This window comes from Acidovorax sp. LjRoot117, assembly GCF_964252695.1.
In the GTDB taxonomy this organism is placed as follows: domain Bacteria; phylum Pseudomonadota; class Gammaproteobacteria; order Burkholderiales; family Burkholderiaceae_C; genus Acidovorax.
Map to the genome: position 1 here is coordinate 39,417 of NZ_CAXUPO020000014.1, position 20,708 is coordinate 60,124.

The window sequence follows — 20,708 nt, forward strand, 5'->3', positions numbered from 1 at the left end:
CAGGCCAGGGGCGCAATGATACCGGCCGTCCCGGGAGGGCGGGGCCGTCGCCGCGGCTGACACGGCCCTGACGGGCAGCCGCGCCCGGGCACGCCAGGCCTGCTGGCTGCGGGAAACCCCGCTAGGGCGCGCCTGCACACAATTTGATACTGGCGCGGCAGCTCCATCCACCGATCAGATCACGAGCCCACACCATGACCCCCTCTGCATCGACCCCTGCGCGCCTGCTTGTGCCCCTGCCTGTTGCCCCGCGCACCAGCGCTCGCACGCGCACCCGTGCCTCGCGTGCCCTGTACCTGCTGATGACCGCCTGCGCCCTGCTGGCGGGGGCCTTCCTGGCGCAGCCCGCCCGGGCCCAGGCGCAGGGCGGCAACAGCGCTGCGGTGCGCATCGGGGTGGTGGGGCCTTTCACCGGGCCGTCGGCGGACTTTGGCGTGCCCATGCTCAACGGCATCAAGCTCGCGGTGGACGAGATCAACGCGGTGGGCGGCTACCTGGGCCGGCCGCTGGAGCTGGTGGTCAAGGACGACGCCGCCAACCCCGACCAGGGCCGCAAGGTGTCACAGGAGCTGCTGGCCGAGAAGGTCGTCGCCACCATCGGCTTTTGCAACACCGGCGTGGCGATGAAGGCCATCGACCTGTTCCAGGACGCCAAGAGCCCGCTGATCGTGCCGTGCTCCACCGGCACGGCGGTGACGACCAAGTACCCGGCTGCCGACAGCTACATCTTCCGCGTGCAGGCCCGCGACGCGCTGCAGGCGCCGTTCATGGTGGACGACATCGTCAAGCGCGGCTGGGACAAGGTGGCCATCTTTGCCGACAAGACGGGCTACGGCGAGGGTGGCTACAACGACGTGGTGGCGGCCCTGGCCGCCAGGAACCTCAAGCCCGTGCACGTGGCGCGGTTCGACCTGGGCGTGAAGGACCTCACGGCGGACCTCACCGCCGCCCGCGCAGCGGGTGCCAACGTGGTCTACAGCTACACGGTAGGGCCGGAGAACGCGACCATTGCCAACGGCAAGAAGGCCATGGGCTGGAAGGTGCCCCAGGTGGGCGCCTGGCCGCTGTCCTTCCCGTTCTTCCTCGAAGGGGCCAAGGACGCCGCCGAGGGCGCGCTCATGGTGCAGACCTTCATCGCCGAGCCCAGCAATGAGCGCCGCGCCTCGTTCCTGTCGAGCTACACCCGCAAGTACCAGGGCAAGGTGGCGGTGCCGATGGCAGCGGCCAACGCGTACGACGCCACGTATTTGCTGATGTACTCCTTCCTCGGCATCCGCGACGGCAACCTGTCGGGCCAGGCGGTCAAGGATTCGCTGGAGGGCAAGATGAAGACTTACTACGGCGTCGTCGCCACCTACGACAAGCCCTTCAGCCTGCAGGACAAGGATGCCATCACGCGCAACATGCTGGTGATCGGAATGGTCAAGAACGGCGCCATCACCTTCGCCTACCCCGAGGACGCCAAGCGCAACCTGATCATCCAGCGCAAGCAGTAAGAGCGGCTCACAAAGCTCATCTGGCGTCGTTGCCGCGTCTTGTCGTAGTACTTACTCGTACTGCCTGCGACGCGGCGCCTGGACAGAACCGCTTCGCCGCGCGTGATGGCACCCGCCTGACTTTGCGCTGACCACCGCGCGGGCGCCCTGCACGGCTGCGCGGCCCAGCACGGACAATATCCCCCGTGCTCTCCGTCCTTCTCATCACCTTCCCCTTCTTCGCATTGGTGCTGTGCGGCTACCTGGCCGCGCGGCGCGGCGTGCTGCCGCAGCCGGCCATCCCGGGGCTCAACGCCTTCGTGCTGTACTTCGCGCTGCCCTGCATGCTGTACCGCTTTGGCGCCAGCACGCCCATCGGCCAGCTGCTCGACCCCGCCGTGGCGGGCGTGTACCTGCTGTGCGCGCTGGTCATGGTGGGCGCTGCGGTGGCGCTCACGCGCAAGGCGCACATCGGCTGGAACGACGCGGCCTTCGGCGCGCTAGTCGCAGCATTTCCCAATACCGGCTTCATGGGCGTGCCGCTCCTGGTGGCGCTGCTGGGCGCGCAGAGCGCGGGCCCGGCCATCGTGACCATCGTGGTGGACATGGTGGTCACCAGCTCGCTGTGCATTGCGCTGTCGCGCCTGGATGGCGCGGGCACCCACGGTGTGGGCGTGGCGCTGCGCAGCGCCTTCCGGGGCATGGCGACCAACCCCATGCCGTGGTCAATTGCGCTGGGCGCGCTGGCCTCGGCCTTGCACTTTCAGTTGCCCGGCCCGGTGGACAAGACCATCGCCATGCTGGCCGACGCTGCCTCGCCCGTGGCGCTGTTCACCATCGGCGCGGTGCTGGCCCGATCGCAGATGAACCAGCACGAGCAGGTGCCCCCGCGCGACTACGTGCCCCTGGCGCTGGCCAAGCTGCTGATCCACCCGCTGCTGGTGTGGGCCGTGGGCACGGCGGCCATGGCGCTGGGCGTGCCGCTCACGCCGTTCGCGCTCACGGTGCTGGTGCTGCTGGCCGCGCTGCCCAGCGCCAGCAATGTCTCGCTGCTGGCCGAGAAGTTCGGCGCCAACAACGGGCGCGTGGCGCGGATCATCCTGGTGTCGACGGCGCTCGCGTTTCTCAGCTTTTCGGCTGCGGTGGCGCTACTGACCTGAATGCTATTGTTTGTATAGCTGCTTGCGCAGGCGGGGTGAGCGGGAGGGGCAATTTTTTGCATGCCAGACAGTCCCGGTGCTCGCCGTGGACTATCCAGCCTGGGGCATCGCTTTCGGGCTCAAGCGGCCTCAGAGGGGCGCACAGAAGCCGTTAAGCCAGCCAGGCGGTGCCGCGTGTTCAGGGCGCTGCCGGCTTGCGCCCCACCAGGTAGCTCACCCCGTCGGGGCCGTAGAACTCCGAATGCGGTTCGTGGGCCTGTAGATGGAACACATCGCCCACGCCGTACAGCCGCTCCGACCCTGCGGTCACGATGCGGATCTCGCCCGACAGGATGAGCGCCTTGGCCTCGAACGGGTGCGTGTGGTCGTCCAGCCTGCCATCAGGCTCGCGTGTGATGGTGACTGGGCGCTCGAAGCCTTCATCGGCCAGGGCGCGGGTGAACGTATCGGTGTGGTCCATCGATGTCTCTTGTCTGTGTGGTGAGGCTCCAGTGTAGGCAGTCGAGGGGCCGTCGCACAACGCTGGCGGTGCGTGTCTGCCGGAGCGTTGGTCAATCCGGCGCCGGGCCCTGGCTCTGCAGAAATCCCAGCAGGAACGCATCGACATGCTGCAGCGGGTGCGGCCCGCGCTCGGGGATGGTGCCGGCCAGTTGCAGGGCTCTTTGCAACTGGTCGTCCAGCTTTTGGCGCCAGCGTCCTCGTCGGTCCAGGATGTCGGCCACGGCTTGCGCGGTGGTCGCTTGCGTGGTGGCCGCAGCGGCGTCCTGGCCCAACAGCATGGCGCCTGCCAGGTCGGGGTCGTAGTCACTGGCCAGCAGCAGGGCGGTGCCGGTCTCGTACAGGCGGTCCATGTTGCCCGCCTCTGCATAGCGGCGCGTGATCAGCAGAAAGTCTGTGGCGTCCTTGGCGGTGTCCAAATGCCGGTCGCGCCATGCGATCAGCTTGAGCACCGCCAGCGACGGCAGCGATGCCACGCGCACCACCAAGGCTCCGTCCAGCTCCACTTCGACGGCGGCCCGGTGCGCTTCGGCAAAGCCCGCGACGTTCATCACCACCGCATGCTCCGGCGGCCAGGCGATGGTGGCCTGCGGGCTTGCCACGGCGCCGAAGGGCAGCAGGTCGAGCGGAACGCCGTGGGGCATGTCTGCCGGGCGGTACATCAGCCGGTGGGCCACGCCAGGCTGTGGGTGGAAGCTGCTTTGTGCCAGCAACTGGTCCTTGATGGCGCTGAAGGCGGCCCAGTCGGTCAGGTGCAGGCCCAGGTCCACGTCGCGCGTGGCGCGGCCCGTGTTTTGGCCGTGCACATGCCACAGCATCAGGTCGCGGGCCAGCGCGCCGCCGACGAAGAAGTCGATGCCCAGGCTGTGCGCTGCAGTGCTGGCCTGCTGCAGGATTTCGCGCAGCAGCGGGTCGATAGGGCGCTCAGGCGCTATCTTGAGCATCGCGGCTGGTGTCCAGATACTGCGCGCGGATGCGCTGGGCGGTGTCGATGTTGCGCGGGTCGGCACTGGCCATCAGGTCTGCGTAGACGAGCAGTGGCGGCGCCGTGGCGCTCGCAGCGTCGGCCTCTTCGGCCAGGGGCCAGAAGGTGTCGAGCACTTCGATGGCGCCGGTGGGGTCGGGGCGCAACCGGTGTTTCAGGATCAGCGCTTCGGGCTTGGCGGTGTAGATAGTCGATTGCTCGGGCTCGAGATACCCGGTCAGGTGGTAGGCCGCGACTTCGCCGCCCCACACGGCCTGTTGCGTGCGCAAGTCCACGCCTTTCCACCAGTCTGCGGCTGGCGCTGCGAAGCGCCGGGCGTGCAACCGGGGACGCAGTTTGACCGGAAAGTGCGTGGCCCACTCTTCCTGCAACGCGCCGGGCGCCAGCAGGCGGCGCGGCTCGGTCGGCGCCAGGTGCCCGCGTGCCTGCAGGTCGGCCAGCACGTCGCCCACGGTGCCCAGCGCCACCCCGGCGGCGGTCGCGATGTCGCGGTAGGTTCCGGTGGCGAGGGCCGGCCGGGTCAGCAGCGCAAAGACGATGCGCAGCCCTGCTGGTGTGAGGGACTTGAACCGCCCCACAGGCCGCGCGCTCTCGGGGCGGGGCTTGCCGGTCACGTACACGAAGCACCCCGGTACGTCGAGGTAGGCGTTGCCTGCCGCATCGATGAAGTTCAGTCCCAGGCTGCGGCATTGCCGGGCGGCCTCGGTGGTGACGAACGGTGCGACCAGCACCGTCGGCTCGCGCCGCTGGCGGGCCCTGGCCTGGAGCGTGCCCAGTGTGTGGAAACGGTCGACGGCCTTGATCTCGGCCGCAAAGCGGACGGGCTGAGCCTGGGGCGTGATCACGTCCAGCCAGGCATCGGGCGATGCGTCGCCGGGGGCTTCTTCCCTGACCTGGTGGATGGCAGCCCGCTCCATGCGCACCCCTGTTTCTGCTTGGAGTGCGGCGATGGCGTCGCACAGGGTCGTCTGGGTGTTCATATTTTTAAAGTGTTCACGCAGTGTGAACATCGAGAATAACTGAACGCATTGTTTCGTTCAATATTTTTTCTGTTCGTGAAACGTGAACAAAACATAAAAATGAACAATCAGATCACCAGCGGATCCACATCCACCAGCCATCGCACCAACCCCTTATGTTCCGGTGCGCTGCGCGTGACCTGAAGCACGGGCTGCCACGCGGCCAGAAACCGCTGCAGGGCGGCGCGGCTGCTGCTTTCCATCAGCATCTGGGCGCGCTCCACGTTAGCCACGCGCTGGATGGTCAGCGGCACGGGCGGGAACAGCGTCACAGCCTCCAGCCCTGGCAGGGCGGCTGCGTGGGCTGCAGCCGTGGCGGCGGTCAGAAAGCCCTGCGCGACCTCCTGCGTGCGGGCATCGGCGCGCACCAGGGCCTGGAAGGCGAACGGTGGCATGGCAGCTTCTTCGCGCTCCTGGAGCTGCTGGGCGGCAAAGGCCGGGTAGTCGTGGGTGCGCAGCGCCTCGTACACCGGGTGCTGCGGGTGAAAGCTCTGCACCCACATCTCGCACTGCGTGCCCTGGGCGGCCATGTAGGCTGCGTCGCGCCCCGCGCGGCCGGCGGCCTGCATGAGCAGTGCGAACAGGCGCTCCGGCGCCCGGAAGTCGCTCGAAAACAGCGCCCCGTCGGGCTGCACCGCGGCCACCAGCGTGATGCGCCGAAAGTCATGCCCCTTGGCGATCATCTGCGTGCCCACCAGCACATCCACCTCGCCCGAATGCACCTGGGCCAATTGCGCTTCGAGCGAGCCTTTTGCCTTGGTGGTGTCGGCGTCGATGCGGGCGATGCGGGCGGGGGTGCGGTCGGGCCGCAGCACCTCGGACAGCAGGTCGCCGAGCTGTTCTTCGAGCTGCTCGGTGCCCCGGCCCATGGAATGGATGTCCGGGCTGCCGCAGGTGGGGCAGGCGCGGGGCACGCGCACCGTGTAGCCGCAGTGGTGGCAGCGCAGGGTGCGGTCGGCCTTGTGGAAGACCTGGTGCGCGCTGCAGTGCGGGCAGTCGCTCTTCCAGCCGCAGTCGGCGCAGTGCAGCACGGGCGCGTAGCCCCGGCGGTTGAGCAGCACCATGCTCTGCTCCCCGCGCGCCACGCGCTCGGTGATGGCGGCCAGCAGCGGCGCGCTGAAGATCGCGCGGCGCGGCTGCTGGTTCATGTCCACGCGGCGCACCCGGGCCGGGGCGCCCGCGCCCCCATCTGTCCCTGCGCCGGCGCCGATCCGGCTGGGCATGGCCAGGCGCACGTAGCGCCCGCCTTCGGGGTCTTCCGCCGTGGGCGGGCGGCTGGCGTGCCAGGTCTCCAGCGACGGCGTGGCCGAGCCCAGCAGCACCTTGGCGCCTTGCTCGCGCCCGCGCCAGATGGCCAGGTCGCGCGCCGAGTAGCGGGCGCCTTCCTGCTGCTTATAGCTGGGGTCGTGCTCCTCGTCCACGACGATGATCTTCAGGCCCGGCAAGCTGGCGAACACCGCCATGCGCGTGCCCAGCACGATGCGGGCAACACCGCTGTGCGCGGCCAGCCAGCTCTTGAGGCGCTGCGGGTTGGTCATGCCGCTGTGCAGCGACACCACCGCCTGGCTGCCGAAGCGCGGCGCAAAGCGGGAGGTAAAGCGCTCTTCGAGCTGCGGGGTGAGGTTGATCTCGGGCACCATCACCAGCGCCTGGGCCGTGGGGTCGGCCTCCAGCGCCTCCTGCACGCAGCGCAGGTAGACCTCGGTCTTGCCGCTGCCGGTGCTGCCGAACAGCAGGAAGGGGCCGGATTCGGATGAAATTCGGGCCCTGGCGCTTTCCTGCTCTGAGGTGAGTGCTATGGTTTCAATAGCGTTGGCGGCGTCGCCGCCTGCCGTGCCCTTGGCCGGGCGCCGCAGCCGCCGCGCCAGTTGATCGGGCTGCAGGTCGCGCAGTTGCGGCGGCAGGGCTGCGAGGGCCACCTCGCCCAGGGCGCGCTGGTAGTAGCGCGCCGCAAAGGCGACCAGCCGGCGCCAGGGCAGGCCCAGGGGTTCCACACCCTCCAGCACCCCCGCAATCGAGCGCATCGCCGCGCCTTCGGGCAGCTCTCCGGTCGCATCCTGCGCGTCCCACACCACGCCCAGCACCTCCCTCTTGCCCAGGGGCACCCGCACCAGCGTGCCAGGCGGCAAGGGCCGCTCGCTGGCATAGCTGAGCAGGTCCCCCACGCCGCTGTGGGCCGGCGTGTGCAGCGCGACATGGACGATGGTGGAAGGGGTGGTCACGGGTGTTGGACAGTTACACGTGCTTGTGCAGGCGATGTAGAGGTTTGACGGCTAAGTGCTTGATTTGCTGTGGGTGCGGAGTAATCCCGACTTTCTGTGGATAACTTTGTTGACATCCTGCCTGGACGCCCCGCCAAGCCGCATGAATACTGGCCCTGAACACATTGCCCACAAAATTGGCAGCTCGAAAAAATCGTTATGAATCAATCATCTGAAGAATTTTGACCGCATTTTCTGTGCTATGGCCCGGCTACTGCGCAATGCTGCGCCGCGTCAAGATTTATGTGCATAAGTCGAACATCGATCCGGCGTCAAGCCCCGGAACAGCCCCATTTTTGTGCTAGCGACGGTGGCGCATGCTCGACGTTTTGTGCGGTTTGGCCTGCAAGTGCTTGATTTGACTGGGGATTTGTAAGAAATCCAGAATTTCTGTGGATAACTTTGTTGATATCCCCTGTGTTTGCCTCGCAAGCCCTTGAAACGCCGTGCTTTCGGTGGATTGCCTGCAAAAAATGCAACGCAGTGCATTCCTTTGAAATCAATGACTTACGTGGCGGTTGAGAATCTTTTCGCTTTTTCTCGCACGCCGGGCCGTTGTGTGCAGGGGGTGCGTGCGCTGCTCCAGTTTTGTGCATAAGTAGCGCTTGGCTCCGCTTGATGCCCGGCTTGGGGGCAGGGGCGGCGCCCCGCAGGCCGCCGCCGAAGCACCGCCGGGCAGGCTAGCCCTGCCGCTGCGCGCGCGAGTGGCTGTGCACGGCCTCGACCAGGGCTGACACATGCTCGGGCGGCGTGAACTGGCTGATGCCGTGGCCCAGGTTGAAGATGTGCGTGGGGCCGGTGGTGGTGCGGTCGGTGTGGGGCTTGCCGAAGCTGTCCAGCACGTGGCGCACCTGGGTGGCGATTTGCGCGGGGGGCGCAAACAGCACGTTCGGGTCGATGTTGCCCTGCAGCGCCTTGCCGGGGCCGCCCACCTGGCCGCCCACGATGGCGCGGGCATGGCCCAGGTTGGCCGTCCAGTCCAGGCCCAGCACTTCGCAGTCCAGGTCCTTCATGTCCGGCAACCAGATGCCGCCGCCCTTGGTGAAGACGATGCGCGGCACGTCGGTGCCGTCCACGCCGGTGCGCTTGAGCTGTGCCAGCACCCGTTTCGTGTACGCCAGGCTGAACTCCTGGAAGGCGCCGTCGGCCAGTACGCCGCCCCAGCTGTCGAACACCATCACGGCCTGGGCGCCCGCGTCGATCTGGGCATTGAGGTAGGCAGCCACGCTGTCGGCGTTGATGGCCAGGATGCGGTGCATCAGGTCGGGCCGCGCGTACATCAGGCTCTTGACCATTCGATAGTCGTCGCTGCCCTTGCCCTCGACCATGTAGCAGGCCAGCGTCCAGGGGCTGCCCGAGAAGCCGATCAGCGGCACGCGGCCATTCAGGGCCTTGCGGATGCTGGTGACTGCGTCGAACACATAGCGCAGCTTGTCCATGTCGGGCACGGCCAGTTGTTCCACAGCGGCCTCGTCGCGCACCACCTTGGCAAAGCGCGGGCCTTCGCCCTCGGCGAACGACAGGCCCAGGCCCATGGCGTCGGGCACGGTGAGGATGTCGCTGAACAGGATGGCCGCATCGAGCGGAAAACGCTCCAAGGGCTGCAGCGTGACCTCGGTGGCGTAGTCCACATTGGTGGCCAGCCCCATGAAGCTGCCCGCCTTGGCACGCGTGGCCTTGTACTCCGGCAGATAGCGCCCCGCCTGGCGCATGAGCCACAAGGGCGTGTAGTCGGTGGCCTGGCGGCGGCAGGCACGCAGGAAGGTGTCGTTGGAGAGGGGGGCAAAGCTCATCCTGCAATTGTCGCAGGGTGGACGGCAAGGCCCGGCACAGTGTGCTGCGGCTGACACTGGCGCGCCCCAGGCCAGCGCCACCGTGGATCCGGCTTTGCCGGTCCACGGGTGGCGTCCCCCTCGGGGGAAGACGCGAAGCGGCTCAGGGGGAAGCTATCTTTCAGCGATGTAGTGCGACATGCGTACTACTTCGCCGGGCGCCAGGAAGGCGCGCACCTCGGTTTCCAGCGCCTGGTCGGCCATGGTGGCGCGGGCGCGCTGGTGCAGGTAGTCGGCCCAGGACTCGACGATGAACCGCTCCACATAGCGCGATGGCTCGCCCAGGTCCTTGTACACGCGCCAGAAGGTGGCACCGTCGCGGCGGCGCGGGGCCTTCATGCGGCTGATGGTGTCCAGGAACTCGGCGTCCGTGCCGGGCGCGATGCGGTAGCCCACCTCCACGGCGACCGGGCCGGCCTCGGGCAGGGGCTCGGCCTCGATGAAGAGTTCGTCCCAGGGCGTGGCCTGCGTCACCTCGTGCAGCGCGCCCATGCGCAGCGGCATGGGCCGTGCCAGCAGCAGCCCGGCCCCCATGAGCGCGGCGGCCGTGTACAGCGTGGGGGCCAGGCCCACGATGTCCGACGCCGCCCCCCAGAAGGCCGAGCCCATCGCAAACGCACCCAGCGCGGCCACCATGTGCATGGCCACCGCGCGCGAGCGCACCCACTGCGGCGCGCTGGCCTGGGTGGCAGTGTTGAAGGTGGACATGGCCGACATCCACGCCGCACCCGCGAACAGCATGGCGATGTACACCACCCACGCGATCTTGGTCATGGCGGCGACCAGCATGGCCGCGGCAAAGACCACGCCGCCTGCGCCCACGATGATCTCCATGCCAAAGCGCGCGCGCAGCCGCCCCAGCACCAGGCCCACGGCCACGGCGCCGGTGCCCAGGCACCCCATCAGCAGGCCGAAGCCCGGCGCCCCCGTGCCCAGGCGCTGGGCGATGACGGGCAGCAGCGCCCACAGGGCCGAGCCCGCGGCGCTGAATGCCATCACGCGCACCAGCTGGGCCAGGATGATGCGCGAGTGCCAGGCAAAGCGCAGGCCGCTCAGCGTGCCGCCCCACAGGCGTTCGGCGGGCAGCTTGGAGGGCGGGTGGGCCTTGGGCGGCCAGCGGCGGATCGACTCCCACATCACCAGCGTGGTGGTCACGGTGACGGCGAACACCCACCCCGCGCCCAGCTGGGCAAACACCAGCCCCGCCAGCGTGGGCCCGATGGCGCGCGCGGCGTTGTAGGCAATGCTCACGGCGGTGATGGCCTGCGGCCATTCGTCGCGCGGCACCGGGTCGATGACCGACGAGTTCCACGCGGGCGTCAGCACCGCCGTGCAGCAGCCGCAGATGAACACCAGGAACAGCACCGACGCCGGCCCGCCCCAGCCACCCAGCACCAGCAGCGTGAGCAGCGCGCTGGCCCCCACCTGCGCCAGCAGCGCGCCCGAGATCAGGCGCCGCCGGTCCGTCGTGTCGGCCAGCACGCCCGCCGGCAGCGCCAGCAGGAACATCGGCATGAACACCGCCGTCTGCACCAGCGCCGCCAGGAACGACGAGCCTGTGAGCTCCACCATCAGCCAGGCCGCGGCCATGGTCTGCATGCCGCTGCCGATGAAGAACACGCCACCGCAGACCCACAGGCCCCGGAATGCTGGTTGGCGCAAGGGGCTCCACAAAGAGGTTGATGGCTGCGACATGAATGGAAGGTGGGGCGGTGGGTGTGGGCAGGCCGGGGTCGGCCGCGGGTTCGTCGTGGTGCGGTCGTCTGTCGTCGTGGGGTGCGCTCAGCAGCTTGTGGCCGCGAGCCCCGCTCTGGAGGATATCGCCGGTTCCCTGTTTTGGGGCGGTGCCGCGCGCATCTCCTTCAATCTGTGTGCCGCCCGCCGCGCAGCCGGTAGGTGCGCGGCACGTCGGTGCGGGTGGCGACCAGCGCCTCGGCGCGCTGCTGCATGTCGGCCAGGGCCTGGTCCAGGCTCTGCACCGCGTGCGCGTCCAGCCCGGCCAGCAGCTCCTGGTTGAGCGCCTTGACCTGCGGGAACAGCCCATCGTGCACCGCCTGCCCGGAAGGCGTGAGCGACAGCACGGCCTGGCGGCGGTCGCCCGGCAGGGCCTCGCGGATGAGCAGCTTCTTGGCCAGCAGCGAGGTGATGGCGCGCGAGGTGCGGGCCCGGTCCAGCCCCAGGCGCAGGGCCAGCTCCGCCGGCGGCAGGCCCGGGTGCTGCGCCAGCACCATCAGCAGGCCCCATTCGCGCCGGGTGATGCCGTAACCGCCTTCGCACAGCCGCACCACCAGGCTGCCAGCCACCGCCAGAAGGCGGTTCAGGCGGTACATCAGCAGGTCGTGGGCCACCAGCGGGTCGGCCAGCCGGCTGGCCGCTGGCGTGGCCGGGGAGGGCGCGGGCATCAGGGTATCTCCGGGCATGAATTGATTAGATCAATCGATTGTGGGCCCAATACAGTGGGCCGCGCGGCGATGCTCTTTCGCGCGCTGCCTGCCTGCCCTTTGCCACTGCCCCTGCCCCTGCCTGGAGACCCGACCATGCGAAAACCCCTCGCCCTCGTGCTGACCGCCGCGCTCGCCCTGTGCGCCACCCTGGCCCAGGCGCAGGACACGCCCTTGCGCATCGTGGTCGGCTACGCCCCCGGCGGCGCGACCGACCGCGTGGCCCGCATCGTGGCCGACAAGCTGGGCTCCAAGCTCGGCACGCCCGTCATCGTGGAGAACAAGACCGGCGCGGGCGGCCGCCTGTCGGCCCAGGCCGTGAAGGCCGCGCCCGCCAACCAGCCCATGCTGCTGCTGGCCAACCCCGCCGTCATGCTGGTGGCGCCCCTGGTGTTCCCCGACGCGGGCTACGACCCCGAGCGCGACTTCCGCCCCGTGAGCCATGTCAACAGCTACGAGTTCGGCGTGGCCGTGGCCAGCGCCGTGCCGGTCAAGGAACTGCCGCACCTGATGGCCTGGCTGCGCGCCAACCCCGACAAGGCCAACTTCGGCGTGCCGGCCACGGGCAGCCTGCCGCACTTCTTCGGCCTGATGGTGGGCGACGCCGCCAAGGTGCGCGCCGAGGTGGTGGGCTACCGCGGCTCCGCCCCGCTGCTCAACGACCTGCTGGGCGGCCAGGTGCCCGTGGCGTTCGACACCTTCGACACCCTGCTGCCCCAGCACGAAGCCGGCAAGATCCGCATCCTGGCCGTGTCGAGCGCCAAGCGCAGCCCGCTGGACACCAAGATCCCCACCTTCAAGGAAAGCGGCATGGACCTGGCCGCCACCGGCTGGAACACCTTCTTCGCCCCGATGAGCATGCCCAAGGCCCAGGCCGAACGCCTGGCCGGGCTGATCGTGGAGGTGATGAAGGACCCGGACACCCAGCGCAAATTCGAGGCGGCCAAGATGGAGCCGGTGGTGGCGACCATGGCGCAGACCGAAGCGATGCTCAAGGCGTACCGCGCGCAGTGGGCGCCGGTGGTGCAGCGCTCGGGCTTCAAGCCTTGAGGGAACTGCGCTTCCGCCAAGCGCCAAACGTCAAACGCCGCGCACCACACACCACCAACCGTTCACGCTGAGCCTGTCGAAGCGCCGCGCAAGGCTTCGACAGGCTCAGCCCGAACGGTATTGACGATATCGCCGAGCGCTACCGACAAGCTCCCACATACACCCCGCCTCTGCCACCACCTTCGCCGCCACCTCCCAACACCATTTACCCGTTCACGCTGAGCTTGTCGAAGCGCTGCGCAAGGCTTCGACAAGCTCAGCCCGAACGGACTTGGGTGGTGGTGAGAGCCAACCGATCACCCGACCCCTCGGACCCGCCCCATGCCCCAACGCCCCAACATCATCTTCATCGTCGCCGACGACCTCGGCTATGCCGACCTGGGCTGCTACGGCGGGCGCGACGCGAGCTTCGGTGCCGTGTCGCCCGTGCTCGACGGCCTGGCCGCCCGCGGCCTGAAGCTCACGCAAGGCTACTCCAATTCACCGGTCTGCTCGCCCACGCGCTTTGCGCTGATGACCGCGCGCTACCAGTACCGCCTGCGCGGCGCGGCCGAGGAACCCATCAACAGCAAGAGCCGCGGCAGCACCACGCTGGGCCTGCCGCCCGATCACCCCACGCTGCCGTCGCTGCTGCGCGCAGCGGGCTACCGCACGGCGCTGATGGGCAAGTGGCACCTGGGCTACCCGCCCGCATTCGGGCCGCTGCGCTCGGGCTACGAAGAGTTCTTCGGCCCCATGTCGGGCGGGGTGGACTACTTCACGCACTGCAGCTCGGGCGGCCAGCACGACCTGTACCTGGGCGACGAGGAAAAGCAGCAGGACGGCTACCTCACCGACCTCATCACCGACCACGCGCTCGACTACGTAGAGCGCAGGGCGCCAGGCGCGCAGGCCGGCACGCCGTTCTTCCTGAGCCTGCACTACACGGCGCCCCACTGGCCGTGGGAGACGCGTGACGACGAGGCGCTGGCGCAGGAGGTCAAGGGCAACCTGTTCCACCTGCACGGCGGCAACATCGACACCTACCGCCGCATGATCCACCATATGGACGAAGGCATCGGCCGCATCATGTCCGCGCTGCAGCGGCACGGCATCGACCGCGACACGCTGCTCGTCTTCACCAGCGACAACGGCGGCGAGCGCTTCTCGGACAGCTGGCCCCTGGTCGGCGGCAAGATGGACCTGACCGAAGGCGGCATCCGCGTGCCCTGGATCGCCCACTGGCCCGCCGTGATCGCGCCGGGCAGCGTGAGCCCGCAGACCTGCATGACCATGGACTGGTCCGCCACCATGCTCGATGCAGCGGGCGCGACACCGCACGCCGACTACCCGCTCGACGGCCGCTCGCTGATGCCGCTGCTGCGCGACCCGTCGGTGCTGGACGACCCGGCGCTGTTCTGGCGCATGAACCACCGCGGCCAGCGCGCCATGCGCCAGGGCGACTGGAAGTACCTGCGGGTGGACGGCAACGATTACCTGTTCAACCTGACCCAGGACGAGCGCGAGCGGGCCAACCGCGCGCCGGTGGAACCGGAGCGTTTGCAGTCCATGCGCGCGGCGTGGGAGGCGTGGAATGCGTCGATGCCTGCGATTCCCGAAGACGCGACGGTGAGCCTGGGCTACTCGGTCAAGGACATGCCGGGGAGGTAAATTCCCCTGAGTCGCTGCGCGCCTCGGTGGCACTGGGATGGGGGCGCGCCAGTTTTGGCAGCCGGAGCGCCGTTCAACCAACATCCGTTCGGGCTGAGCCTGTCGAAGCCTTGCACGAACTGCGCAATCTTGAAGCCCATGCCCGCTCCCGCCGAGTTGGCCGAAGGGCGGCCCCTTCCAGGCCCTGGCTTCGACGCGCTCACCCCAACCGGATGGGGCGATGCGGGTGAAATGTTTTCTAAGCATTTCAGGCCCCTACCGCTTGATAGGCAAGCGCCACCAGCTATTGATTCAATAGCGTCCCGCTCTTCCCCGCCTCCAGCAGCCGCGTGAGCAGCGGGTGCATCACCTTGCGGGCGCTGTAGATCAGGTGGAACTGTTCCTGCACATCCGGCGTGGTGCCCACCTGCACCAGGCCGTGGGTGTGTGCCAGGTGCTCGCCCAGCGACACGGGGGCGGGCATCACGCCCATGCCGGTGGCGGCAAAGGTGCTCAGGAGGGCGCTGTCCTCGAACTCGCCGGCGATGCGCGGGCGGATGCGTTCGCGCTCCAGCCAGTGGTCGATGCGGGCGCGCATGGCGGCGTGGTCGGTGGGCAGCAGCACGGGCACCACGGCCAGGCTGTGCGGGAAGTCCGTGGCGGCCGCCTCGGCCCACAGCGGCGGGGCGTACCAGGCGATGGCGCTTGTGCCCAGCAGTTGGCTGGTGGTGCGCAGCGCGCGGTTGGGCGGGGCGGCGCGGTCGGCCAGCACCGCGTCGAGCTTGTGCAGCGCCAGCTCGCCCAGCAGCGGCTGGAACTCGCCCTCGTGGCACAGCAGGCGCAGGTGGGGTTCGTCCAGCACGGGGGTCAGCAGCCGGTGCACGGCCAGCTTGGCGATGCCGTCGGAGATGCCCAGGTTCAGCCGCAGCGTCTGGCCGGTGGCGGCCTCGCGCACGCGCACGGGCAGCAGCTCGCCCAGGGCAAAGATGTGGTCCGCCTCGTGCAGCGCGGCCACGCCCGCGTCGGTGAGCACCAGGTTGCGGCCCTCGGAGCGCAGCAGGCTCACGCCCAAGGCCTTTTCCAGCTCGCGCACCTGGGCGCTGATGGTCTGCACGGCCATGTCCAGCCGCTCGGCGGCGCGCGCGATGCCGCCCTCCTTGGCCACCACCCAGAAGTAGAAAAGATGGCGGTAGTTGAAGCTCTGGCTCATGGGGTTTCCTGGGAGAAATCGCAAAGGTTCGTAAAAACCGAACCAATGGTATCAATATGACAGGTTTTTAAGAATCTCTCGCGTCCCTACAGTGCGGGCTGTTGTCGGGTGGGGCGCCCGGCAGACGAACCAATTCCCTTCGGAGCAAAGATTCATGGAAACAATAGGAACCTGGTGGATGTGGGCGGGATTCGCCGTCTTCGTGGTCGTCGCCATCGGCGTCGACCTTCTGGTGATGGAGCGCCAGGGGGCGCACAAGGTCACGATGAAAGAGGCGCTGCGCTGGAGCCTGCTGTGGTTCTCGCTGGCCTTCGTGTTCGTGGCCATCCTGTGGTGGTACCTCGACAGCAGCCAGGGGCGGGAGGTGGCCAACACGGTGTCGATGCAGTTCATCACCGGCTACCTGGTGGAAAAGAGCTTGTCGATCGACAACATCTTCGTCTTCCTGATGCTGTTCAGCTACTTCGCCGTGCCGCCGCAGTACCAAAAGCGCGCGCTCATCATCGGCATCATCGGCGCCATCGTGCTGCGCACGCTGCTGATCCTGGCGGGCGCCTGGCTGCTGGCCACCTTCCACTGGCTGCTGTACGTGTTCGGCGCGTTCCTCGTCGTCACCGGTGCCAAGATGTGGTTCGCTGCAGGCCAGGAGCCTGACATCGCGACCAACCCGGTGCTCAAGTTCCTGAAGAAGCGCATCCGCATCACCGACCAGTTCGACGGCGAGAAGCTCTCCACGCTGGTCAACGGCGTGAAGCACTACACCCCGCTGTTCGTGGTGCTGGTGCTCATCGGCACCACCGACATCATCTTCGCGGTCGACAGCATCCCTGCCATCTTCGCGATCACCAACGACCCGTTCATCGTGCTCACGGCCAACATCTTCGCCATCCTGGGCCTGCGTGCGCTGTACTTCTTGCTGGCCGACCTGGCGGACCGCTTCCACCTGCTGGCCTATGGACTGGCGCTGGTGCTGATCTTCATCGGTGGCAAGATGCTGCTCATCGACCTGGTCAAGATCCCGATCGGCTACGCCCTACTGGTGACGGCCGGCCTGATCGCAGGCTCCATCTTCCTGTCGCTGCGCAGCTCGGGTGGCAGCACCCAGCAGCCTGCGCCAGCCCTGCCACCCAAGGACTGACCGCAAGGAAGCACACACCATGGAACTGCTGGACTCTGTACTGTTGTTTCTCCTGGGCGGCCTCGTCGCCGCCACCGTCATCGCCCACCGGGCGGGCAACGAGAAGCGCGATGTGCGCCTGCTGATGGGGCTGTCGGCCCTGTGCGGCGCGGGCACGGCAGCGGCCTTCGCCTGGAACTGACCGCGCGATGATGTCCATGCTGTGCTCCCTGCGCCGCTGGCTGCGCGGCCTGGAACCGCGGGCCCGCACCCACCTGGACCGCAGCTGGCTGGCCAGCCTGCGGCCCTGGCTGGAGCAGCGCGCGCTGTTCCGCTTTCAGCGCGAGCCGCTGGCGCGCGGTGTGGCAGCGGGCATGTTCTGCGGGCTCATCCCCGGGCCCCTGCAGATCCCGGGCACGCTGGTGGTGTGCGCCGGGATTCGCGGCAACGTGGTGGCCGGGTCTGTGGCCACCTTCTATACCAACCCGTTCACCACCGTGCCGCTGTATGCGCTGGCGTTCTACCTGGGGTCGCTGGTGATGCCCGGCACGCAAACCCTGCCGCCGTGGAGCAGCGTCGCACCGGGCGGCGATTTCTCGGTGCAGGCGATGGCGGCGTGGATCCAGGCCCTGGGCACGCCGCTGCTCGTCGGCCTGCCCACACTGGGACTGCTGCTCGCGGCGCTGGGTTATGCCGCGGTGCAACTGATGTGGCTGGCCCCTGCTTTGCAGCGCAAGCGCCGGCTGGCACGCTGCCGATCAGCCGCTGCGTAACGGGCGAATCGGCGCTGCCCACTTTCCGAAGCGCGAGGCTCCGCAGATCCTAAAGTCCACAGGCTGCGAAACCGGCGCGCCGCCATCGCCAGTGCCACCGCGGAACCGGCTTCGCCGGGCCGCTGGAGGCGTCCCCTTGAGGGGGAAGCGGCGCAGCCGCTCAGGGGGCTCAATCAGTGGGGTTAGTCAAGCTTTACGCCGACCTTGGTGATGACCCGGCCCCACTTCTCCCGCTCGGCACGCGCAAAGCTGCCCATCTGCGCCGCGGTACCAGGCATCGGCTCCACGCCCAGGGCCTGCAGCCGCGCCTTGGTGCGCGTGTCGGCCAGCGCGGCCTGCAAGGCCTTGCTGAAGTTCGCCACCACCTCGGGCGGCGTGCCGGTGGGGGCGACCACACCTTGCCAGGCATAGCCCTCGAAACCCTGCAGTCCCTGCTCTGCGATGGTGGCCACGTCGGGCATGGTGCCCACGCGCTGCGGGCTGGCCACGCCGATGGCCCGGACCTTGCCGGTCGCGAGGAAGGGGTACACCGTGGCGCTGTCGATCCACATCGCGGGCACCTGGCCGCCGATCACGTCCTGGATGGCCGGGGCGGCGCCGCGGTAGGGCACGTGCGTGAGCTTGAGGCCGCTTTGTTCGCGGAACAATTCACCCACCAGGTGGTGCGGGCTGCCCGGCCCGGCGGACGCCCAGTTCACGCCGTCGGGCAGGCCCTTGGCCCAGGCCATGAACTCCTTCAAGTTCTTGGCGGGCACGTTGTTGGACACCACGAGGAACATGGGGAAGCGCACCAGCAGCCCCACGGGCTGGAAGTCCTTCTCGGCGTTGTAGCTGAGCTTGCTGAACAGGAACGGGTTGGCCGCCAGCGTGGCGAAGTCGGCCGAGAAGATGAGGTTGCCGTAGTCCTTGTGGCGCGCACTGTATTCGGCCGCGATGTTGGTGCCCGCGCCGGGTTTGTTGTTGATGATGATGGGGCGGCCCAGCGTGGCCGACATCGACTCGGCAATCGTGCGCGCCACGATGTCGGAGCCGCCGCCGGCCGCATAGCCCACCACCCATTCGAGCGGCTTGGTGTCTTGGGCCGTGGCGGGCAGGGCCAGCGTGGTGAGTGCCAGGGCACCGAGGGTGGCGAGGAAGTGTTTGCGCAGCATGGTTTTGTCTCCGGGTTGTTGTGGTGCGGTCGGGTCAGAGGCCGCAGTGCACCGTCTTTGCGATGCTGCTGCGGCCGGGGGAAACGGTGCGGATGTGTCGCTGTACGGGGCGGGCCGGCGTTCAGGCCATGGCGTGCGTAGGCAGGACCGGTGTGATGGCCTGGTGGTCTGCCTCGGTGGGTGTTGCGGTGGGCGTTGCGGTGGCCGTGGCCGTCTTCAGGCCTGCCGCGCCGCGTGCCAGCCGCAGCGCGTCGCACAGCGTGGCGTGGTCGCCGATGTGGTTGGCCAGCAGCAGCACCAGGCGTGCGTTCATGGCGTGGCTCTCGGGGGTGGACAGGCCCTGGTGGGCATTGATCAGCGCTTCGTAGAAATCGTCGCAGGCCTGCAGGTGGGGCTGGGTGTTGAGCATGGTCGGGGGCTCCGTGGTGTCAGGCGTGGGCTGCCGTGGCGCGGGCCAGGGCAGCGCGCACGGCGGCTTCAGTGGGTGCACGCCAGCGCGCGCACACGTGCTGGTCGGGGCGCACCAGGTAGGCTGTGTGGGGCAGGGCGTCCAGGCGCTGCGCGGCCAGGCCCTCGCTGTCCTGCACCTCCACGCCGATCTGCAGCACCTGCACCTGCGGTACTTCGAGCGCCCAGCCAGGCGCCGCGCCAAAGACGATGAGCGTGAACTGCGGCCCCAGCGCGCGCAGCAGCCAGGTGGGCTGGCCCTGCCGCGTCAACGGCGCGTCCAGCAGCACGGCGCCCGGCACCTGCGGGCCCGCGAAGGCGTCGGTGTCGGGCGTGTTCAAGGGCGACGCATGCAGCGTGGCCGGCACCGACAGGCGCCCGCTGTTGACGATGCGCCGTGCAAACGCATGGTCGCGGGCCAGGTGCAGTGCGGCGTCGCGGAACACCCGGCTGATCTCGCTCTTGGGCGTGATGAAGTCGGTGGCACGCGTGGAGTTGGCGATGTTCTCGTCGGCCGCGTATTCGCGCTCGAGGCCGTAGGTGGCCACCAGCGCGGCGCTGGCCCGGCCCTGCAGCACCCAGTCGAGCTTCCAGGCCAGGTTCTCCGCGTCCTGCACGCCGCTGTTGGCGCCGCGTGCGCCGAAGGGCGAGACACCGTGCGCGCTGTCGCCCACAAAAATCACGCGGTCGTGCACGAAGCGGTCCATGCGCAGGCAGGCAAAGGTGTAGACGCTGGCCCAGTCCAGCTCGAACTGCGCGTGGGGACCCAGCAGCGCCTGCACGCGGGGCAGGATGTTCTCGGGCTTCTTTTCTTCCTCGGGGTCGGCGTCCCACCCCAACTGGAAGTCGATGCGCCACACGTTGTCGGGCTGGCGGTGCAGCAGCACGCTCTGGCCGGGGTGGAACGGCGGGTCGAACCAGAACCAGCGCTCGGTCGGAAACTCCGCACCGCCTGCGAGCTTCACGTCGGCGATGAGAAAGCGGTCCTTGAAGATGCGGCCCTTGGCTTCCAGGCCCAGGGCCTGCCGCAGGGGCGAACGCGAGCCGTCGCACGCGGCCACCCACTGCGCGCCGATGCGGTAGTCGCCCTCGGGCGTGTCGACGGTCAGCAGCGCGCCGTCGCCGTGCTGCGCCACGGCGGTGACCCGGTTGTGCCAGCGGATGTCGATGCCCGGCAGCTGCAGCGCCCGCTCCACCAGGTAGGCCTCAGCGTAGTACTGCTGCAGGTTGATGAAGGCCGGGCGCTCGTGGCCGGCCTCGGGCAGCAGGTTGAACTCGTACAGCTGCTCGTCCTGCAGGAAGACCTTGCCCACGTTCCACGACACGCCCTTGTCCACCATGCGCTGGCCCACGCCCAGGCGGTCCCAGATCTCCAGCGTGCGCTTGGCAAAGCAGATGGCGCGCGAGCCGGTGGACAGCTTGTGGTCGTTGTCCAGCACCACCACGCGCTGCCCGCGCTGCGCCAAGTCGATGGCGAGCGACAGGCCCACGGGGCCCGCACCCACGATGACCACGGGGTGCTGCGCGGGCGTGGCGCTGTCCTGGTCGGGCGAGCGCACGTAGCCGAATTCGAGGGCCTGCACCTCGGCGCCGCTGGCGTGGAAGGCCTCGGGAGGGATGTCTCTGGGGTTCATGGCGTCATGACCTTTGTGTCTTGGAT

18 protein-coding genes are annotated in these 20,708 nt (G+C 68.6%); 7 read left to right on the forward strand and 11 right to left on the reverse strand.

The features are described from left to right. The first annotated feature begins 302 nt into the window (after positions 1-302). The gene (locus tag ACSQ3D_RS24295; protein ID WP_436128612.1) at positions 303-1,496 is read left to right on the forward strand and encodes an ABC transporter substrate-binding protein; all 1,194 of its coding nucleotides are present in this window, start codon (positions 303-305) and stop codon (positions 1,494-1,496) included. A gap of 185 nt (positions 1,497-1,681) precedes the next feature. After that, entirely contained in the window at positions 1,682-2,635 is a 954-nt protein-coding gene (locus ACSQ3D_RS24300; protein ID WP_436128566.1) for an AEC family transporter, read from the forward strand. A gap of 178 nt (positions 2,636-2,813) precedes the next feature. On the opposite strand, the gene ACSQ3D_RS24305 is transcribed toward ACSQ3D_RS24300, so the two are convergent. The 7 genes from ACSQ3D_RS24305 to ACSQ3D_RS24335 form a co-directional block, all read right to left on the reverse strand. Beyond that, on the reverse strand, positions 2,814-3,095 hold the full coding sequence (locus tag ACSQ3D_RS24305; protein ID WP_436128567.1) for a cupin domain-containing protein: 282 nt from the start codon (positions 3,093-3,095) through the stop codon (positions 2,814-2,816). Between the two features lie 91 nt (positions 3,096-3,186). Next, positions 3,187-4,077, reverse strand: a complete 891-nt coding sequence (locus ACSQ3D_RS24310) for a nucleotidyl transferase AbiEii/AbiGii toxin family protein (protein WP_436128568.1) — start codon at positions 4,075-4,077, stop codon at positions 3,187-3,189. Continuing rightward, a complete protein-coding gene (locus tag ACSQ3D_RS24315) occupies positions 4,058-5,098 on the reverse strand; it encodes a type IV toxin-antitoxin system AbiEi family antitoxin (RefSeq protein WP_436128569.1) in 1,041 nt (346 codons plus the stop codon). Before ACSQ3D_RS24315 ends, ACSQ3D_RS24310 begins: the two co-directional genes overlap by 20 nt. A 107-nt stretch (positions 5,099-5,205) precedes the next feature. Further along, positions 5,206-7,359, reverse strand: a complete 2,154-nt coding sequence (priA, locus tag ACSQ3D_RS24320) for a replication restart helicase PriA (RefSeq protein ID WP_436128570.1) — start codon at positions 7,357-7,359, stop codon at positions 5,206-5,208. A 719-nt stretch (positions 7,360-8,078) separates the two neighbouring features. Continuing rightward, positions 8,079-9,191, reverse strand: a complete 1,113-nt coding sequence (gene hemE / locus ACSQ3D_RS24325; protein ID WP_436128571.1) for a uroporphyrinogen decarboxylase — start codon at positions 9,189-9,191, stop codon at positions 8,079-8,081. Between the two features lie 153 nt (positions 9,192-9,344). Beyond that, positions 9,345-10,925, reverse strand: a complete 1,581-nt coding sequence (locus ACSQ3D_RS24330) for an MFS transporter (protein ID WP_436128572.1) — start codon at positions 10,923-10,925, stop codon at positions 9,345-9,347. Between the two features lie 167 nt (positions 10,926-11,092). Then, positions 11,093-11,650 (reverse strand): MarR family winged helix-turn-helix transcriptional regulator, encoded by a 558-nt coding sequence (locus tag ACSQ3D_RS24335; RefSeq protein ID WP_436128573.1) that lies wholly within the window; start codon positions 11,648-11,650, stop codon positions 11,093-11,095. 117 nt (positions 11,651-11,767) lie between these two features. Here ACSQ3D_RS24335 and ACSQ3D_RS24340 point away from each other — a divergent pair, with 117 nt between their 5' ends. Together ACSQ3D_RS24340 and ACSQ3D_RS24345 are read left to right on the forward strand one after the other, a co-directional pair. Continuing rightward, complete coding sequence (locus tag ACSQ3D_RS24340; RefSeq protein ID WP_396504969.1) at positions 11,768-12,721, forward strand: tripartite tricarboxylate transporter substrate-binding protein; 954 nt, start codon at positions 11,768-11,770, stop codon at positions 12,719-12,721. Between the two features lie 321 nt (positions 12,722-13,042). Continuing rightward, positions 13,043-14,371: a sulfatase family protein gene (locus ACSQ3D_RS24345; RefSeq protein ID WP_436128574.1), complete on the forward strand. Its 1,329-nt coding sequence runs from the start codon at positions 13,043-13,045 to the stop codon at positions 14,369-14,371. A 283-nt stretch (positions 14,372-14,654) separates the two neighbouring features. Here the strand turns inward: ACSQ3D_RS24345 and ACSQ3D_RS24350 are convergent, their stop codons facing one another. Continuing rightward, positions 14,655-15,560 (reverse strand): LysR family transcriptional regulator, encoded by a 906-nt coding sequence (locus ACSQ3D_RS24350; protein ID WP_056172723.1) that lies wholly within the window; start codon positions 15,558-15,560, stop codon positions 14,655-14,657. A gap of 154 nt (positions 15,561-15,714) precedes the next feature. On the opposite strand from ACSQ3D_RS24350, the gene ACSQ3D_RS24355 reads away from it, so the two are divergent. Genes ACSQ3D_RS24355 through ACSQ3D_RS24365 form a run of 3 tightly spaced genes read left to right on the forward strand, consistent with a single transcriptional unit; the run spans position 15,715 to position 17,450 of the window. Continuing rightward, on the forward strand, positions 15,715-16,698 hold the full coding sequence (locus ACSQ3D_RS24355; RefSeq protein ID WP_436128575.1) for a TerC family protein: 984 nt from the start codon (positions 15,715-15,717) through the stop codon (positions 16,696-16,698). A 19-nt stretch (positions 16,699-16,717) separates the two neighbouring features. Continuing rightward, complete coding sequence (locus tag ACSQ3D_RS24360) at positions 16,718-16,879, forward strand: hypothetical protein (protein WP_200912460.1); 162 nt, start codon at positions 16,718-16,720, stop codon at positions 16,877-16,879. A 7-nt stretch (positions 16,880-16,886) separates the two neighbouring features. Continuing rightward, positions 16,887-17,450: a DUF2062 domain-containing protein gene (locus ACSQ3D_RS24365; RefSeq protein WP_056420176.1), complete on the forward strand. Its 564-nt coding sequence runs from the start codon at positions 16,887-16,889 to the stop codon at positions 17,448-17,450. 182 nt (positions 17,451-17,632) lie between these two features. On the opposite strand, the gene ACSQ3D_RS24370 is transcribed toward ACSQ3D_RS24365, so the two are convergent. The 3 genes from ACSQ3D_RS24370 to ACSQ3D_RS24380 form a co-directional block, all read right to left on the reverse strand. Continuing rightward, on the reverse strand, positions 17,633-18,601 hold the full coding sequence (locus ACSQ3D_RS24370) for a Bug family tripartite tricarboxylate transporter substrate binding protein (RefSeq protein WP_436128576.1): 969 nt from the start codon (positions 18,599-18,601) through the stop codon (positions 17,633-17,635). 121 nt (positions 18,602-18,722) lie between these two features. Beyond that, positions 18,723-19,010, reverse strand: coding sequence for a DUF2783 domain-containing protein (locus ACSQ3D_RS24375; RefSeq protein WP_436128577.1), 288 nt, complete (start codon positions 19,008-19,010; stop codon positions 18,723-18,725). A gap of 19 nt (positions 19,011-19,029) precedes the next feature. Continuing rightward, a complete protein-coding gene (locus ACSQ3D_RS24380) occupies positions 19,030-20,682 on the reverse strand; it encodes an FAD-dependent oxidoreductase (protein WP_436128578.1) in 1,653 nt (550 codons plus the stop codon). Positions 20,683-20,708: the final 26 nt, after the last annotated feature.